This is a genomic window from Bradyrhizobium sp. 153, from assembly GCF_023073835.1.
In the GTDB taxonomy this organism is placed as follows: domain Bacteria; phylum Pseudomonadota; class Alphaproteobacteria; order Rhizobiales; family Xanthobacteraceae; genus Bradyrhizobium.
Genome location: NZ_JADPKH010000120.1, coordinates 39,282 through 55,018, shown reverse-complemented (window position 1 = coordinate 55,018; position 15,737 = coordinate 39,282). Strand labels below are relative to the sequence as shown.

Sequence of the window (15,737 nt, the reverse complement as noted above, 5' to 3'; positions counted from 1 at the left end):
GAACCCGAAGCCAAGCTCCGGCCACCACGTAAATGCGGTCGCGGCGCTATGCGCTAGAATGGCCGGAAGCGCTTGTGGCGGAACGTATCCCACTTCAAGAGAAGGTCGGGAATCTCCTTGGTGCAATTGTGCTTCATGTCCGTGCATCTGCAATACTCCGTCGGGTGGGCAAAATAAATTTTGGACAAATCCATGCGCGGGTCGGTGATAAGTGCCGGGGCGTTGTGGCCACCGTGCCCGCCCAAGACGATGAAGGCGGAGCGACGCAGCGCGAGCGACGCGGGCACAATCCACCCGACGCCGCCAACGACGACTTCCGCAGCCGCCAAGAGGGCCAAAAGGGAGCGGACGGGCAGTTCACCGCGCAAGAATGCTTGGTGATGGGGCGGCAATTGCCCCTCTGCCCACTCCACTCCGTCTTCCAAGTCGGCCACCACAACGACGTGGTGGGTAGTCATCAACTCCGCTGCAATCGCTGCGATGTACTCGGGCTTGGGGTTGCGTGCGGAGTTGAACCATTCCCGGCGCACTGTTGCCGGGCGAACGAAGGCAACGGGTTTGCGCGCCGTGATTGGTGCGTCACCCGTCGGCGGAAGATCAAAGACGAACGGCGCGCCACGTAGCGGCAACGCGCTCTCAATTGACCGCGCGATGTTGATGCCGTTGCGGAACTGCACGGCGCCGTAGCTCACACGCACGGAGCGCGCTTGCGCTGGCGGGCGCACCCACCGGCCGCGCTGTTGCAGCGCCACGTTCTTGGCCTGCGTGCGGAGCCGCGTTCCGGGCTCCACGAACTGCACGGGCAGGTCTTCGAACAGTTCGGGCCACGGTGTCGCGAGATAGACCGGACCGCGAGCGCTCGCCGCGCGCACGAAGGGGCGCGAATAGATGTTGTCTCCTAAGCCGTGCTGGCAATTGATTAGGAGGGGCGCGGCCATCACCCAAAATCCATTTCGTCGTCTTCGTAGTCATCGAAATCATCGGCGGCGCCGCGGGAGACGGCCGGGCGTGGGTCGTCGGCAGGTGCCATCGTGAGCGCGCCTTCGGGCTTGTGGAGAAGGGCTTCGTTGAATTCCTTGCGGCGCTTCGCTGGCACCATCTTCTCAATCTGCGGGCCGCTCTTCAGCGCGGGCTTGTCGTACAGCTTGGACTTGTCGGCGACGTACGCGCCCTTGAGAATGGCGGCGACGATTTCGGCTTCGGTCATGCCGGGCTTGAAGACGCGGTTAGTCTTGCTGCGGACAAGCTTTTGGCCTTCGATTTCGAAGCCCGCTTCCATCTCGCGTTGGGCGTAGGCGGCCACGGATTTGAAGAAGGCGGCGAAGTGGGGCGCCCACTTCATGAGGTGCGCAACTTCGCGGCGGCGCCGCGAGTCGAAGTTGAGGGCGCGCGGTTCGTCGTCAAAATCGATCTTGGCTTGGGCCTGATGAAGCGAGCGCTTCGCCGGGCAAATGGCCGCCGCTTCGCAGAACGTGCAGTGGGTGCCCGCCTTCAGGTACTTGGCGGCCCAATCGTCATAGGCTTGTTCTTGGTAGGGCTCCTCCACCTTCTCCACTTCGGCGAAGGCGGCGTCGGCTTCGTCGCAGCGCTCCACGGCCTTGCGGTACATCGCTTGCCATTCAAGAAGTTCTTCGCGCGTGTATTCGATGGAGCGCGGCGCCCGCAACTCCGGGTCGCTGGCGTTCGGCTGAATCACCGTTGCCATGTAGCGTTCGTGGGAGAAGTCGTCTTCAAGCGCCTTTCCCAGCAAGTACGCAATAAGCTGATCGGACTCCGTTTCAACGACAATCCAGCCGTTCTTGAAGTCGGCGAGTTCAAGGAGCACGGGCCATGCGTCAATGGTCACGTCGGCCGTGCCGGAGGTGTCGTCGCGGTCCGGCAACGGGTTGGTGCGCGTTTCCAGTTGGAGCGCGCTTTCCGGAACGCCAAGCTCCTTGCACCGGCCGCGCACGTAGTCTGTTGCGACGGTGGCGCCTTCGATCATTTCAGCGTTGACGATGTAGAAGATGCGTCCGGGGCCGGGCGTCTTGGCGTTGGGCCGCAACATCGTGAAGGCTTCTTCCTCGCCGACAAGCTCCACGATGCGGTCTAGGAAGTCGGAAGGCTCCTTGCCCTCTTTCAAGCACTTCTCAATGAGCCCGTGCACACACGTGCCGATGCGGGCCGCTTCGCCGGAGACGTTCACTTGGTGGTCGGGCAGGGTGCCGATTAGGGCGAGGTTGCCGCTGCAACGAATCGTGCGCTTTGCTTTAGACGGAGAGCGTTTGCTGTGGGCAGACATTGCAGCGGCTTTCGATGTTAGCGGGACTTCCACGCGTCGCGAGCGTCGCGCCACGTTTCGGAAAGGGCTTCGACAGCGGTCACGACGCCCGCGGCGATGGCTACCGCGACGGCAAGCGGCATCACGCAGACGATGGCAACGCGGCGCCACGTGTTGGATTTGATTCTGTAGATCATGGGGCGGGTCCGGGTGAGGGAGAGAAGGTGCGGCGGGCACGGGCATGCGCCCGCCGCGAGTGAGCGCCTTGGAGGTGCGCTTACTTCTTCGCCTTCTTCGCCTTCGCGGTGGCTTCGTTCGCGGCCTTGACGACGGCGGCGAAGTTCTTCTCTTCAAGAGCCGACAGGCCCTTGCACTTGCCCGCCCTCTCAAGAACCTTCATCGCTTCGGCCTTGGAGGTGACGGCGGCGTAGTCGCGAAGAGCGGCCTGCACGTCGTTCTTGGTCACGGTGGTGGTCTCTTCCTCGCCGCCTTCGAAGTCGTCGTCGTCGGCCGCTTCGTCGCCGTCGGCGCTCGCGTCGGCCTCGCCGTCGGTGTCTTCGAATCCGTCATCGCCGGACTCGTCCGCGGCGGGCTCTTCGTTCTTCTTGGTGGCGGTGGCGTTCTTGCCCTTGCCGGTGGTGGCGCCCTTGCCCGCATTCTTCACAGCGGCTTCGGCAACGCCTTTGAGGCGGGCTTCAACTTCCGAGATGATCGCGTTGCGGTCTTCGTCCGAAAGCTTCAGTTCGATTGCAATTTTGGTGGACACTTGGAAACCTCTTAAATGGATGGGTACGTGTTGAACAATTCAACGACGTGGAGTCGTACCCATCCGTTTTTAGAATTCCAAGTAACAAATCGAAAAACGCGGATCGCGTTTTCGGAAACGCCTTATTCGGCGTGACGGCTCACCGGGGCCTTGCTGCAAAATGCGCCGTTAACCCGGACGGCGTAGCGCCTTGCTTCCACCTTCTGAGACTTCGTGCGGAAGGGCTTCCGGTTAGTGGCGTCCCGGCTCGCTTCCACTTCCGCGGTGGTCCGCGGATCGAAAAAGCGCGGTTTGTTAACGGATTTGGGCGTCTTCACCTTGTCAACTCCTTGAATTAAAATCTTAAATTCACCAAAATACGAATAGCCGCTGGACCCTTTCCGGAAACAGCGGTATCTTTTCAAAACTGCAACAACGAATTTGGAAATGCAAGGAACGATTTCAAAAAGAGCGCGTTAGCCGGAGCCTGCGTAATGCCGCGGCGCACCGGGAACGCCCGGAATTGAAAAACAGGTGGGTTCTAACCTAGGGTCGGAATTTCGACTTAGACTTTTGTTTAGTGTCGTGATTAGTGTCCAGCGCGCCCGGACAATAATCCTAACCAAATCGAATCAAGGAAGCCGGGCGCTTAGGAGCAAAGACAGTGAGAGGGGCGAGTCCGATGGACGACGCGCAAAAGGCCGCACTAGCGTGGGCGGCTATTTATGAGCGCATCAGCAAACACAAAAGCCTTAAGGGGCTTGAAAACGAATTAGCCGAAGCGATGAAGTTCGTGTCGTCGCGCGGCCCGCAGTCTGCAATTGACCTTTTCGAAGTGGCGCAGATGTTCAAGGGAAGGGGCGTCGGTCCGCTTCCCGTGCTACCGGCGAGTCCTCCTAAGAAGTACCCGACGCCCGTTTGGGCGATCCACAAGAACAAGGCGGGTAAGAAGGTGAAGTGGACTTCCACGTGGGAAGGCATGAAGCTTCGCGTGGAGCACACCACGGACAACGCTGGCCTAGTGGTGTTCTGCGGCTATATCGATGAAGAGCAAGTGGCCGCCGAAAAGACGTTGAAGGGCGCTCAAACGGAAGTCGCTTCGACGGCACTAGATCGGGCGAGGGCGCGCGACGCGTCCTAGCCCGCGAAGACACGATAGACGCAACCCACCATCAAGGCGGTTGCGCATAGCGGCGCGACAATCTGAAGCGTGAAGGGCCACAGGCCCGTCCGCAAGTTCTCTAGCATATCACTCCCCCTTTTCGAGAATGCGGCCGGGGCCGCGTTGGCCGTTCGCGAGGTAGCGCGCGACGGGTTGCGGAAACTTGTCGGCAAGCCGCACCATCTCCGCGCTGATCTTCTGAAGCCAACCCGGCGGCGACGGCGGCGGCCGGTCGTCCGTCCAATTGCCTTGGATCATGGAGTCGCGAAGCACGGTAAGCGACGCGATGGCCTTCGTGATGTGCGACAGTTGCGCGCCGCTCTCCGGGTCGATGTCCTCACCTTCCCAAAATTGCGCGAGGTGGCGGAACGTCGCGTCAACATAGACGGACGCGCGGACGCCCACGGCGCGGTAGTTATGCGCGCCATACTTGAAGCCGCCTTCAGCCATCCCGATTGCCGTTTCCAGCAAGACCGGGAGTGACACAAAGGAGATTCCGGCCTTCAGCACGCCGAACGCGTCCTTTGGATTGGACGGCTTGGCGTTGGTGCTCGCGTCGTGCTCCGGCTTCGGTGCGGGGGCCTCGCCTTGGTCCAGCGGCCACGACGGCTTCGTGTTGAGCCCGCACGTGCACGCCGCGCCACAGTAGGTCACGCAGTCCTTCGCGCGGGTCTCGCCGGTAGCGCGTCCTTCGGCGTCCCTAACGGCTTCGTGGCCGGGCGGGACGGTGAAGGTGTCGCGCCGCGCGTCGCGCTCGCGTGAAGCGCGGTCGTGCGCGTGGTAGCCCTCCGCGTGTTCGTCGCCCGGATCGCGCTGAAGCACGAAGGGCGCATCGGCCGGAGCGGCACGCAGAGGGTAGCCCGCTGCAAGTTCGCAGTTCGGGCAAGCCGTCGATTCATAATCGCAATGGTCCACAGTGGTCACAATACGGCGCGTCCCGCCGCAGCGTTCGCACCTAAAGGTGGGCGTGTAGTCGCTGCGCTTCGGGGCCTTAGACATTGCGGCCCCCAGCATACCCGCCGAAAATCCCGACGATCAGGCGCAAGGCGTCGTCCAGCGTGGAGAGCACGGGCCAAGACGGCTGTTGCGAGATAAAGGGGTGCTTCGTCAAGAACGGGTCTTGGGTGACGATGGCAACGGGCTTGCGCAGCGCGAAGGCCCACGACACTTCCCCGATGGTGCCGACGGAGGGGACCTTGCCGGGCTCCGTGTTCGGGAAATAAGCCAACGTCATGTCGCAGCGCTGAAGGTCCACGAAGTTCTTCGCGAGAATAGACTTTGGTTGCCCGAAGCACGGGTCGTCATATGCTACATCGTAGCGCTCGCCCACGATGGGTTCGCAACGAAGCGGAGAGATGCCGGTGATGCCGTGCTCTTCAAGCTTGTCCGCGAAGTCGGCGCGCCAGTTCTTCGCCTCGCCCTCGGTGCATCCGAAGATCGGACCCGCGAGGTAGATATAGGGACGTTGGAAATTCATAGGGACACCTAGACGCAATGTGGGGTTTGCAATGCGCCTAGGTAGTCAAATCGCCCGCGCGGATTCTAGTAACGAATGGAATCGCGCGTGCGTCGTACGACGTTCATGCCTCACCCCCACGGTTTGGGCGCGAGAGTGAAAGTGAGCGGATTTCTTGCGCGATCTCTTCCGCCATCGCGACCCGTGATGCGTTGTCGGGGCTTTCCTTCCCAAGACGCTCCGCGATTAGGGCGCACGCTTCATAGGCAATGTGCTGCTGCGCGCGAGTGAAGGCGGACAAGCGAGCGATTTCTCGCCAGAGAGCATCGGCTGATTGCTGCTGCCAGCCTCCAAGGCTGCGCAATTGCTCGATCATGTGCCACAGGTCGCCGTCCTGCGTCTCATAGGGCTTGCGCGCTTCCTGCGGTTGAGCGCGAGCCTCAATCAGCGCCTCGTTGGCATCAACGTATTTTTGGAAAGCCTCCCGCTCGGCAATGCGCAGTCGCTCAATCTCGTCTGCGGCTTCGTTTCTCGTCGCCATTGAGATTGCCCAGCCGCCAAGGCGCAGCCGTTCCACGATGTCGGCAGAACACCGGGTACTAGCCCCAGCAACAGGAACGTCATTCTGTTTAGTCATCGTAACCTCTCTATTGTATCATTGCTGCGAATTTTCGCGGAGTCGGCAATTGCGGCCTCACGGGATCGCGTGCGCGTTATCGCACGCGAAGCAAGTCACGTCTTCGGCGTCGGCGGGCACAAGTCGCTTCAAGTTGGCAAAGCATCGTGAGCAAATCGCAAGCTTCTTATCGTGGTGCACCACACGTTGAGCCACGAAGCTACAGCGGCGCACGGTGCGGCCCTTGTGCACTTCCTCCACCCAACAATGCGTCACGTCGGGCCACCGCCCAATGTGGTGATCGCGCTCCGCCGCCGCGCCGTCTTCGGTGGCGCTCTCGCTCCGGGGCCGCGTGTGCACGCGCCCCGGGCTGTTGCTTGTCATGTATCGTACGACGAAGTAGCTCATGGCCTGATCGCCCGCGCATGCGGTGATTTGCGCGCTTGCGCCGCTTCGTGTTCGGCCTCCGTGCACCAATCGGACGACCATGTTAGGACGACGCGGGAGCCGTGATAGAAGAAGCCGCGTTGGCCGCACGCGCATTCCACCTTGTGCACGGGGCGCGGCACGTGACGCGAGTTCGGGACCGGCGGAAAGTGCGTTCCGCTCCCGACAACCTTGAAGGCGTGGACATGCCCCGGCGCGCTCATAACTGCGATACCTCCGCGGAGTCGGCAATCGCGGCTTCAAGGAGCTTCGCGGCTTTGCGGTGTGCGTAGCTATCGCCCAACGCAAGGTGCATCACCCGCATTTGCACGATTTGGTTTTCGAGAATGCGGCGCGTGCGGATCGCTCCGGCTTCGCGGCGCGAGGCTCCGGCGCTCTTGACGCCGCTGCCCGTGGTTGGCGGAGTGGGGTAGCCAATTGTATTGCGGGGCATTACGAAAGCTCCCGGAGGTGCTGCCAAAGGTAATGGACTTGCGACACGCAGTCCGACACCGGATCATGCGCCACAAGGCCCGCTTCCTTTTGGGGCTTCATCGCCCGTTCTTCGATGACTGGGCACGTGCGCACGATGGTGCGGCAATCGCGGGCCGCGTCGTATTTCCACGGAGTGGAGAGCTTGACGGCTTGGAAGAGTGATTGGACGTTGGCAAGGTCAAACGTGATGCCGTGCGCCCACACCGTTACGGCGGGTTCCGGTGTGTTGACGAAGGCCCAAAGCTCACCCATCGCATCGGTGAGCTTCTTCACCTCGCCGTGCAGCCACGCGGACCGGGCGGCGTCCGTCTGAGTCTGCCACCACGTCATGGTGTCCTTGGAGACTTCGCGGCCAAGCGCCAATTGCTGGCGCGGATCAAGCACGGCGCACCACCGCTTGCTAATCACGGGACCGTCGTTGGTGAAGCCGAAGCGAACGGCCCCGATGGAGAGCACCAACGCGTTACCGGGGTTGGTGCTCATAGATTCGATGTCAAGCATAACGTGGTTCATTTCAAAATCTCCTAGCCAAAATCCATATCGTCGTCGGTGCTCACCGGGTCGGGCTCCGGTGTCGGTTTCATGGACGGCCCGCGCGGAGCACGGGTCATCTTGGCGCCCTTAAGTGCGGCGCAAAGTGCTTCAACCGGGTCTTTGCCGTGTGCGCTCGCGTGGCCGGAGCCGCTGGCGACACGGAAGACGGCATGGAAGCCGCGTTCGGTGGCGATCACGGAGAGGTGGTTAAGCTCCCCGCGCCGCACGGCGTCGGCGATTAGTTCTTCAAGGGACATGACTCGACTCCGACAAGGAAGAAGCCCTCCGGCACGAACGACGCGAAGAAGTTAGCGGCGTCACGACAACCGGGCGGCGGTGGCCTCATGCGCGCAAGCTCCAACGCGGTGATGTCGCGCCATTCGCCCTCCGCGTTGGGCTCCGCGAGCGGCACAAGCTTGATGCGGTATCCGGTCACGGGGACTCCTTGACGGGCAGGCACAGCGTGGACGCCCAAAACGTCGCCTTGATCTTCGCGGCGGCGGCCTCACATTCGGCCGCCGCGGTGTAGGTGTGCACGGTGTTGATTGCGGAAGACGAAGGGCCGGTGCCTTGGGTGAGCAAAAGCCAAACCGTTGCGAGCGTGATCATTGCGCGGCGGCCTTCCATGTTTCGCAAAAGGTGGCCGTGTCCAAGCGGATGAAGAGCGACTCCACTTCGTCGGCCGTGAAGTGCTCCGGCGCAATCGCGAGGTAAACGAGTAGTTCGGCGTAGCGGGAGCCGTTGTTCACGAAGTCCAATTCAGCGTCGAAGCGTGCGCCCGCTTCCGGATGCGAGTGAACAAAGGCCATGACGAATTCGAGGGCGCGGGCCTGATCAAGCACGGCTTCAAGAAGCGCGGGCTTGTGGTGCTGATGCGCGCGAAGGAAGATGTAGAAGCCATGGAGCTTGCACGCCGCAAAGGCGAATTGCCCGTCCATCAACGACACTTGCACCGACGGGAGCCACATCGATGCGATTAAGGAGAAGCGCTCAAACGTGGTTGGCTCCGCGTTCTTCAGGATTTGCGCGGTGCTCTTGCCCCGACGGTCAATTGTTGCTTCGAAGTCGCGCCAGAAGGGCAATGTGATTGCAAAGTCCATATTCCAATTCCCTGCCAAAGAATTTTAGTTGTGATGCTTCCGTGCGCGCTAGTCGGCGCGGTGGTCGTTGTCGGTGAAGAAGCAATGGGCGTGGCGCTTGCACACGTCGGGCGATGGGCAACCGCTGCACAGTGACGCCGCAATGGCTTGATAGGCGTCAACCGCTTTGAAGAGCTTGACCCCGTGTGCAATGCGCGAGGGTTGCTTTGCGAAGTCGATTGCCGCCGCAATGACGGCATCGCGCCGCGCGTCGCTGATCTTGTCGGCGTGGGCCATTTTCAGTTTGTCGGACATGCTGTTTCCTCTGTTGCATGGTCGGTGTGGGAGCGGGCGAGTTCGTCAAGGGCTTCTTCGGTATGGATGCGCGCGGCCTCCGCCAGTACGTTGGCCACATAGCGGTTGATGCGGGCCTTGTTTGCGCCGGGAAGACGTGCCTTCACGCGCTCATAAAGCGCGAGCCGCACAAGGTGGCCGGTCACGTTGTCGTCGTTGTGGACCGCGTTGAGCGCGCGGCTTGCATTCAAGATCAAGCGCGCGTCTTCGTGAATCTTCAGCGGGTCTCTAACCATTGCACTGTCTTCCTTGCTTAGTTGAAGTCGAAGTCGTCTTCGTAAACTTCATTCCAATCAGTCGGCGCCTTGATCATGTCATCGAAGCGGGAGCGGCAGTCTTGAAGGCTAGGAAGTTCGATGGCTTGGGCGCGGCCATCGCTGGCGGCCGGGTTCACCGTGGAGTCGTCGGGGACCTTCAGCCGCAAGCGCGTGCTCGCGTCCTTGAAGACTTCGGTGAATTCTTGGATGAAGAAGGCGGTGTTGTTGCGGTTCATGTTGCCCGCGGACACGCCGCTTTCCCGGCAGAACGCCCCAAACGCATTGCGCAAGTCTTCGTAGAAGAAGCGGATGGGGCCGCGCTCCCACTTCGCTTCGTTCAACACGGGCGTGGGCCAAATGCCCGAATAGCACGCATTGAACAAGAAGGTTTGCATAGCGGAGAGATTGCGGAGCTTCTGCCCCGTGAGTCCGGCGCTGTTGACGATGTGGCGCGGGTGCCAACCGTCGGGAAGCTTGTGGCTTAACAGGTCGTGCAGCATGCGACCGAAGCCGCCCTCGCGCATCTCCTTTTGCAGCGCTTCCCATTTGTCGTGCTTGCCCGCCCACTTGTCGTTGGCCTCGCTCACGACGTAGCGGCGTTCGTCGTCGCTCGCGCTGATGGCCCACTTTTCGTTGGTGGCCATCATCACGTGCAGCATGTTCTTGGCGTGGTGCGCGTTGACGCCCTTGGGCTCAATCTGAATCAGCGGCTCGCTGATAAGGTGCTTGATCTTGGATTCGGCGGCCTTGTCGAAGGGGCGCACCGCTTCGTCCGCGAACAAGAAGAGACAGTCTTCAAGGTGAGCGTTGAAGCGGCCGGTGAGCATATCGGGCGAGCCGATGCTAATTGCGTGGCGGCCAATGAGCTTCACCAACGTGTTGCCCAACGTGCCCTTGCCGATGCCCTTCTTGCCTTTGAACACAACAGCCGCTTCGGCGTGATGGCCCGGATGCTGGAAAAGGTAGGCCATCCAATTCATCACGTACTTATAGACAGCATCGTCACCGTTGCAGAGGCAAACGCGCGTCAACTCTTTGAGCCGGTCCCATGTGCCGCGCACGCTCGCTTCGGTGGCAAAGCCCGTCCACAAATTCAGCCATCCCGCGTGCTCGCGCTCCGGATCAAACACGATGCCCTTTACGGTGCGGCGGCCTTCCCACTCAATCCACGCTTTGCCTAACTGCACGGTGGGGGATGCGCCCTTCGCCAGATTAGACACGTCGCGTTCAATGCGACGGTTGGCGAAGAACTTCTCAAAGTCTTGCGAGCTATAGCGCTCCCATGTCGGGCGGTTCATCACCGGGTCCGGCTTGCACTCAAGGACGCGGAATTTTCCGCCTTCGAAGGTCGCGGTGTAGGTCTCGTTTAGGTCTTGGAGCACGCCCAACGATTTTGCGTCGTACTCGCCTTCCGGCTTTACACCGTCGTCTTCGTCATCACGGCGGGGCTTGGCCTTCTTCTTTGGCTTTGCGGGCTCTTCGCTCACGTCGTCTTCGCCGTTCTCTTCATCGAAGGCGGCGAACTCCGCCACCGCGGCGTCCTGATCGGGCGGCAGCGCATCAAGTGCGCCCTCTTCGGAGAGCATGTGGCGGACCGTGCCGATGGTCACGACGCCTTCCGCGCGCTGGCGGTGGAGGCTATCCCAGCGGCGGCCGATTTCTTCGGCGTTGTCTTTGTAGTCCGGGTCGCTGATGCACCAATCAACCCACTCTTGCCGCGCGTCGCCGCTGGAAGCGTGGTGCAAGCCCATCATGAGCTTTAACCAGCGGTCGTGATCGCGGAAGTGCTTCGGGTCAACCTTCGCCAAGAGCTTTTCGACTTGCTCTTGATCAAGCTGGCCACCGGCCTGCGACGGCGCGGCGCGCTGCGGGCGGCGGATGTGCACAAGGAGTTCGCTGGGGATGTCGGGCAACACTGAGGGGTCGTCGCCCTCGCGCCATTCGTAATATTTGCCGTTGGGGTGGATCGATCCTGCGGCGACGACTTGGCGGCCCTTGCTCTTGAACTCCACGCCCGGGAAGTCCTTGAGCGTGTCCACCACCGGCACGTCCGCGGGCTTGGCCAGATAGTAATGACGGCCGCCGCTCCCGGTGATGACGCAAGGCCACGTCTTGTCCACGTCGCCTAGTCCGAACTCCAAGCACAGGTTTTCCCACCCTTCATCGCCACCATTGCGCGGGTCAATGTCCACGACGACGACGGAGGCGGGCAGGCGAACGCCCACGTTGTGGTTGGTCTCCCGGCACCACGCCAGCACCTCGCGGGAGTTGTACTCGCGCTTGGTCCAATTGGAGTCGATGGGGCGCTTTCCGTCCTTGCGGATGGTGCCGTGTTTGGCGCTCTCTGCGTCGTAGCGGTGGAGGGGAATTAGGGTTCCGTGCGTAGCAGAGTAGCAGGCGAGGGCGGCTGAATTGATGTGTTTCATGATCTGGACTCCTATTTCGAAAAACGGGTTGAGTCAAATCTAAAAACGAATCCGCTGCTACGCTGCTACGCGAGGTTGACAAAAAGTCCAATGATTTCAGGGGTGCAGCGCCCCGCGTAGCGTAGCAGGACGCTAACTCCTTTATAACATCATCACCCCTTTTGAAAAATAGAAGGAGAGGGAAGGGGGATATATAGGGAGTTTGGGCCTTGCTACTTGCTACGCTCCGGAGGGCTAGGCGTTAGAAATTAATTTGAGAGCCCAACGTTCTAGGCGCCGTTATGTTCGGGGTGCATACCTCAGCACAACGCTATTGCCACCTTATCCCGAATTAATTTGAGGGTTTCATCCTCCAATGGTTTCGGGTGCGTAACCAAATTAATTTAGAGGCAACAAGCTTGCATGGGTCGAGTCCATACAATGCATCGCATCAAATTAATTTGGATGTTAGCGAGTGCATGGTCGGCAACTCAGCAATGCACATGCCGAATTAATTTGAATTTGAAGGAGCGGGTCCCTCTGCGTCGCGCGGCAATGCGGGCAGAACGGAGGCGCCGACGTTTCGCAGCTATAAATTAATTTGAAACGGCTTAGGGTATGCCTCACCGGGGCGCCCATGTTGGCGCGCTCGCGCATCAGGCCGCAAACGTTACTGGATCGCGCGCCGCTCCGTCGGCTACGAGTCGCGAATGCCTGACTACCGCCACGCGGTGGGTGGATCGAAACCACCCGGTAGTGACAAACACCGCGCGGAAACGGCCGATGGCATCGTGAGAGGCGGCCCGGTGGTTCGGATCACGAACACACCGGGCCGCTTGCCCTACCGGACACGGAGTCGTCGTGATGCGAGCTTGGGTCATTGACACCGCGTGCGTGCTCTTCCTCGCCGCCTTCCTGATCGCGGCGGGCTTCGTCATCCGCGAGGTGATGGACATGCCGTCGCTTCCCGCGCACGGCTTCTCCGGGATGCACATGGGTTAGTGCATCGTACGACGCACAATCCTTTCGTTACTGGAATCGACTCCGAGTCCGCGCGTATGACTCGCGGCCATGAGTGACACCGCCGACGAATTCGAATTTGAACCCGACGACGCCGCGCCGATTGCGCAGCCGTCGCGTGGTATGCTTGTCAACAAGTCGGAGCTTGCGAAGTTCTGCGGCCTCGCGCCCATGACGCTGGACAAGCTCTTCGCCGACGGCGCCCCCTTCGTGTCGAAGGGCTCGCGCAAGATCGGCTGGAAGATCAACACCGCCGAATTCTTCGGATGGTACGTCGCGCGCAAGGTCCATGAGGCGACGGGCGACGAAGACTCCGGCTCCTTCGACATCGCGAAGACGCGCGACAAGGAAGCGCAAGCCCGGCTCCGCGAGCTTCAGATTGCGGAGAAGGAAAGCACGCTCATTCCGGTGGACGAAGTGGTGGCCTACGTTGGCGACATGCTGGGGGTGGTGCGCTCGCGCTTCCTCGCGGTGGAGTCCCAAGTGATCGGCCTCACCCCGGAACAGAAGGACGCAATGAAGGTCGCGATTGCGGACGCGTTCGCGGACGTGTCCGGCGACAAGCGGGAAGATTGGACCGATGACGAACCTAGCAGCGATGACGATTCCGAAGCCGAAGCCCCGGATGACTTCGAGTCTCTTGCCGCGCCCGATGGTGCTGAAGGGTCTTCGGAAGATTGACGCAGCAGCGCGGCAAACGCTGAAGCCGCCGCCCATTCTCACCATCCCGCAGTGGGCCGACAAATACCGGCGCCTGTCCACGTCGTCCGGAGCCATCGGCGGCCCGTGGCGCACGTCGCGCGTAGAGGTGGCGCGCGGCCCCATGATGGCCGTGAAGGAACACGGCGTGCGCACGATCACGGTCATGTCGTGCACGCAGTTGATGAAGACTTCGCTTCTTGAAAACGTCATCGGGTATTACTCGCATCTTGACCCGTGCCCCATGCTGTTGACGCAGCCGAAGGAAGGCGCCGTGAAGGCGTTCTCCAAGGAGCGCTTGGTGCCGATGGCAAAAGCGACTCCGGTGCTGCAACCGATTCTAGGCGACACGAAGTCGCGCTCTTCCGACGATACGTTGCAGTACAAGGAATTCGCGGGCGGCTTCCTCGCGCTTGAGTCGGCGGGCTCGCCCACCAACCTAGCCATGCGCGCGATTCGTATCACGCTCTTGGACGAAATCGACAAATACGAAACGACGAAGGAAGGCGATCCGGTCTTATTGGCCGAAGAGCGCACGTCAACCTTCAACCTCACCAACAACAGTTTGCACATTCGCACGTGCTCGCCGACGATGGTTGAAACGTCGCGCATCTATAAATCCTATCTGGAGTCGGACCAACGGCGCCCGTTCGTGGAGTGCCCGCACTGCCGCTATTCGCAGGTGTTGGACTTCTTCAGGCACGTGCAATGGAACAAATCCGAAGACGGCGAGCACTACCCGTTCACGGCCGCCGTGTACTGCGAAAACTGCGGGTCGGAGTGGACCGAAGCGCAGCGCATGAAAATCATCACGACGCCCGGCGCGATCCGCTGGCGGCAAACACGGCCGTTCATTTGCTGCGACGAAAAGCAAGAGCCGCTGAAGACCCGCAAGTGGAAGTGGGACTCGCGCTTCCAAGTCGGCTACGCGTGTTGCCAGCGCTGCGGCAACAAGGCCGTGCCGAACGCGCACGCGGGCTTCAACGCGGGCAAGCTCCATTCGCCGTTCATCACCGTCCCGGAGCTTGCGGAAAAGTGGGTGTTGAGCAAGGACGACCCGGAGACGAAACAGACGTTCTACAACACGCAGCTAGGACTCCCGTACGAAACCACGGCGTTGAAGAAGCTTGAAGCTAACGCGTTGCTCTCGCGGCGCGAGGTGTTCGGCGCTCAAGTCCCGGCGGGCGGCGTCGTCTTGACCGCGGGCATTGACGTGCAAACCGGCGGCTCCGTGAACGAAGGCCGCTTGGAATGCGAAGTCGTCGCGTGGGGCGCGGGCGAAGAGTCGTGGTCGGTGGACTACAAGGTGTTTCACGGGGACCCGGCGCGCCCGGAACTGTGGGACGAACTGGACGCCTACTTGCTCACGCCGTTCCAACATGAGAGCGGCGGACAAATGGTGATCCGCGCGGCGTGCATCGACTCGGGCGGCAACAACCCGGAAGAAGTCTACAAGTTCGCTCGCGCGCGCATCGGCCGCAACGTGTGGGCCATCAAGGGCGCGGCGGATCGCTCCGGGCAGTGGTCGCCGGTTTGGCCGATTCCGAAGCTGGACCCGAAGAAGACTCGGCAGACCGGATACAAGCCCGTGATGCTTGGCGTTAACGCGGCGAAGGAATCGATTCGGCAAAAGCTCCTTGTCGAAGAACACGGCCCCGGCTTCTGCCACTTCCCGGCGGACCGGACGGAAGGCTACTTCGATCAACTCATGTCGGAAAACTTGGTGTTGGAGAAGAAGGCCGGTGTGACCATTCGCAAGTGGGTTGCGAAGAAGGGCCACGCCAACGAAGCGTTGGACACTCGCGTGTATGCTTACGGCGCGCTCGCCGGGCTCCGCGCCGTGCGCAAGTTCAACCTTGAACGCGCGGCGCAAATGGTCGCGGCCTACCGACACGAAGAGCGCCCGGAGAACGTGGACGGCGACAGCACAGCGGAAACCGCAATGCGGCTCAACGAAGCCTTGAAGCCGCAGCGCCCGGCACCGCCTCCGCCTCGCCAGCGCGGGCCGCGCCGGTCGTCGTTCGTGGGGTAGGGTCATTCGTTACTGGAATCGGGTTTTGCGGCTGCGGTACGGTTCGCGCTGATCAGGGGCGAACCGATGGCCGAAACGGCGGAACAGATTCAAGCGAAGCTAACGGCCCTCCGCGGCGCCCGCGACACGGGCGCGCTAACCGTCCGGCACGGCGACACCCAAACGACGTTCCGGAGTCTTCCGGAAATGAACGCTAT

Annotated in this window: 22 protein-coding genes; 4 read left to right on the top strand and 18 right to left on the bottom strand. The window is 61.3% G+C overall.

Features of this window, described 5'->3' with window-relative positions:
• Nucleotides 1-53 precede the first annotated feature (53 nt).
• From IVA91_RS27930 to IVA91_RS27910, 5 genes are all read right to left on the bottom strand, one after another.
• Nucleotides 54-938: a hypothetical protein gene (locus IVA91_RS27930; RefSeq protein WP_247459632.1), complete on the bottom strand. Its 885-nt coding sequence runs from the start codon at nucleotides 936-938 to the stop codon at nucleotides 54-56.
• Complete coding sequence (locus IVA91_RS27925; RefSeq protein WP_247459628.1) at nucleotides 938-2,281, bottom strand: DUF2800 domain-containing protein; 1,344 nt, start codon at nucleotides 2,279-2,281, stop codon at nucleotides 938-940. Before IVA91_RS27925 ends, IVA91_RS27930 begins: the two co-directional genes overlap by 1 nt.
• 17 nt (nucleotides 2,282-2,298) lie before the next feature.
• Nucleotides 2,299-2,457, bottom strand: a complete 159-nt coding sequence (locus tag IVA91_RS27920) for a hypothetical protein (protein WP_247459626.1) — start codon at nucleotides 2,455-2,457, stop codon at nucleotides 2,299-2,301.
• An 80-nt stretch (nucleotides 2,458-2,537) separates the two neighbouring features.
• Nucleotides 2,538-3,026: a hypothetical protein gene (locus tag IVA91_RS27915; protein WP_247459624.1), complete on the bottom strand. Its 489-nt coding sequence runs from the start codon at nucleotides 3,024-3,026 to the stop codon at nucleotides 2,538-2,540.
• A gap of 122 nt (nucleotides 3,027-3,148) precedes the next feature.
• Nucleotides 3,149-3,343, bottom strand: coding sequence for a hypothetical protein (locus IVA91_RS27910; protein WP_247459622.1), 195 nt, complete (start codon nucleotides 3,341-3,343; stop codon nucleotides 3,149-3,151).
• 344 nt (nucleotides 3,344-3,687) lie between these two features.
• Here IVA91_RS27910 and IVA91_RS27905 point away from each other — a divergent pair, with 344 nt between their 5' ends.
• Nucleotides 3,688-4,146, top strand: a complete 459-nt coding sequence (locus IVA91_RS27905; protein WP_247459620.1) for a hypothetical protein — start codon at nucleotides 3,688-3,690, stop codon at nucleotides 4,144-4,146.
• Between the two features lie 108 nt (nucleotides 4,147-4,254).
• Here the strand turns inward: IVA91_RS27905 and IVA91_RS27900 are convergent, their stop codons facing one another.
• From IVA91_RS27900 to IVA91_RS27840, 13 genes are all read right to left on the bottom strand, one after another.
• The gene (locus IVA91_RS27900) at nucleotides 4,255-5,166 is read right to left on the bottom strand and encodes a dATP/dGTP diphosphohydrolase domain-containing protein (protein ID WP_247459618.1); all 912 of its coding nucleotides are present in this window, start codon (nucleotides 5,164-5,166) and stop codon (nucleotides 4,255-4,257) included.
• The gene (locus IVA91_RS27895) at nucleotides 5,159-5,644 is read right to left on the bottom strand and encodes a nucleoside 2-deoxyribosyltransferase (RefSeq protein ID WP_247459616.1); all 486 of its coding nucleotides are present in this window, start codon (nucleotides 5,642-5,644) and stop codon (nucleotides 5,159-5,161) included. The genes IVA91_RS27900 and IVA91_RS27895 overlap by 8 nt, the downstream gene beginning before the upstream one ends.
• Nucleotides 5,645-5,747: 103 nt before the next feature.
• On the bottom strand, nucleotides 5,748-6,260 hold the full coding sequence (locus IVA91_RS27890; RefSeq protein ID WP_247459614.1) for a hypothetical protein: 513 nt from the start codon (nucleotides 6,258-6,260) through the stop codon (nucleotides 5,748-5,750).
• A gap of 57 nt (nucleotides 6,261-6,317) precedes the next feature.
• Nucleotides 6,318-6,647: a hypothetical protein gene (locus IVA91_RS27885; RefSeq protein WP_247459612.1), complete on the bottom strand. Its 330-nt coding sequence runs from the start codon at nucleotides 6,645-6,647 to the stop codon at nucleotides 6,318-6,320.
• 238 nt (nucleotides 6,648-6,885) lie between these two features.
• Nucleotides 6,886-7,119: a hypothetical protein gene (locus tag IVA91_RS27880; RefSeq protein WP_247459611.1), complete on the bottom strand. Its 234-nt coding sequence runs from the start codon at nucleotides 7,117-7,119 to the stop codon at nucleotides 6,886-6,888.
• Nucleotides 7,119-7,673 carry a 3'-5' exonuclease gene (locus tag IVA91_RS27875; protein ID WP_247459609.1) on the bottom strand — a complete coding sequence of 185 codons (555 nt, stop codon included), beginning with the start codon at nucleotides 7,671-7,673 and terminating at the stop codon, nucleotides 7,119-7,121. The genes IVA91_RS27880 and IVA91_RS27875 overlap by 1 nt, the downstream gene beginning before the upstream one ends.
• 11 nt (nucleotides 7,674-7,684) lie before the next feature.
• Entirely contained in the window at nucleotides 7,685-7,951 is a 267-nt protein-coding gene (locus IVA91_RS27870; protein ID WP_247459608.1) for a hypothetical protein, read from the bottom strand.
• On the bottom strand, nucleotides 7,933-8,130 hold the full coding sequence (locus tag IVA91_RS27865) for a hypothetical protein (RefSeq protein ID WP_247459606.1): 198 nt from the start codon (nucleotides 8,128-8,130) through the stop codon (nucleotides 7,933-7,935). Before IVA91_RS27865 ends, IVA91_RS27870 begins: the two co-directional genes overlap by 19 nt.
• A complete protein-coding gene (locus IVA91_RS27860) occupies nucleotides 8,127-8,303 on the bottom strand; it encodes a hypothetical protein (protein WP_247459604.1) in 177 nt (58 codons plus the stop codon). The genes IVA91_RS27865 and IVA91_RS27860 overlap by 4 nt, the downstream gene beginning before the upstream one ends.
• Nucleotides 8,300-8,794 (bottom strand): hypothetical protein, encoded by a 495-nt coding sequence (locus IVA91_RS27855; RefSeq protein ID WP_247459602.1) that lies wholly within the window; start codon nucleotides 8,792-8,794, stop codon nucleotides 8,300-8,302. Before IVA91_RS27855 ends, IVA91_RS27860 begins: the two co-directional genes overlap by 4 nt.
• A 48-nt stretch (nucleotides 8,795-8,842) precedes the next feature.
• Nucleotides 8,843-9,088 carry a hypothetical protein gene (locus tag IVA91_RS27850; protein WP_247459600.1) on the bottom strand — a complete coding sequence of 82 codons (246 nt, stop codon included), beginning with the start codon at nucleotides 9,086-9,088 and terminating at the stop codon, nucleotides 8,843-8,845.
• Complete coding sequence (locus IVA91_RS27845; RefSeq protein WP_247459598.1) at nucleotides 9,073-9,363, bottom strand: hypothetical protein; 291 nt, start codon at nucleotides 9,361-9,363, stop codon at nucleotides 9,073-9,075. The genes IVA91_RS27850 and IVA91_RS27845 overlap by 16 nt, the downstream gene beginning before the upstream one ends.
• Before the next feature lie 17 nt (nucleotides 9,364-9,380).
• On the bottom strand, nucleotides 9,381-11,810 hold the full coding sequence (locus IVA91_RS27840; RefSeq protein ID WP_247459596.1) for a bifunctional DNA primase/polymerase: 2,430 nt from the start codon (nucleotides 11,808-11,810) through the stop codon (nucleotides 9,381-9,383).
• An 843-nt stretch (nucleotides 11,811-12,653) separates the two neighbouring features.
• Here IVA91_RS27840 and IVA91_RS27835 point away from each other — a divergent pair.
• The 3 genes from IVA91_RS27835 (at nucleotide 12,654) to IVA91_RS27825 (ending at nucleotide 15,540) form a co-directional block, all read left to right on the top strand.
• Nucleotides 12,654-12,791 (top strand): hypothetical protein, encoded by a 138-nt coding sequence (locus IVA91_RS27835; protein ID WP_247459594.1) that lies wholly within the window; start codon nucleotides 12,654-12,656, stop codon nucleotides 12,789-12,791.
• 69 nt (nucleotides 12,792-12,860) lie between these two features.
• A complete protein-coding gene (locus tag IVA91_RS27830) occupies nucleotides 12,861-13,490 on the top strand; it encodes a terminase small subunit (protein WP_247459592.1) in 630 nt (209 codons plus the stop codon).
• Complete coding sequence (locus IVA91_RS27825) at nucleotides 13,408-15,540, top strand: terminase gpA endonuclease subunit (RefSeq protein ID WP_247459590.1); 2,133 nt, start codon at nucleotides 13,408-13,410, stop codon at nucleotides 15,538-15,540. Before IVA91_RS27830 ends, IVA91_RS27825 begins: the two co-directional genes overlap by 83 nt.
• Nucleotides 15,541-15,737 lie beyond the last annotated feature (197 nt).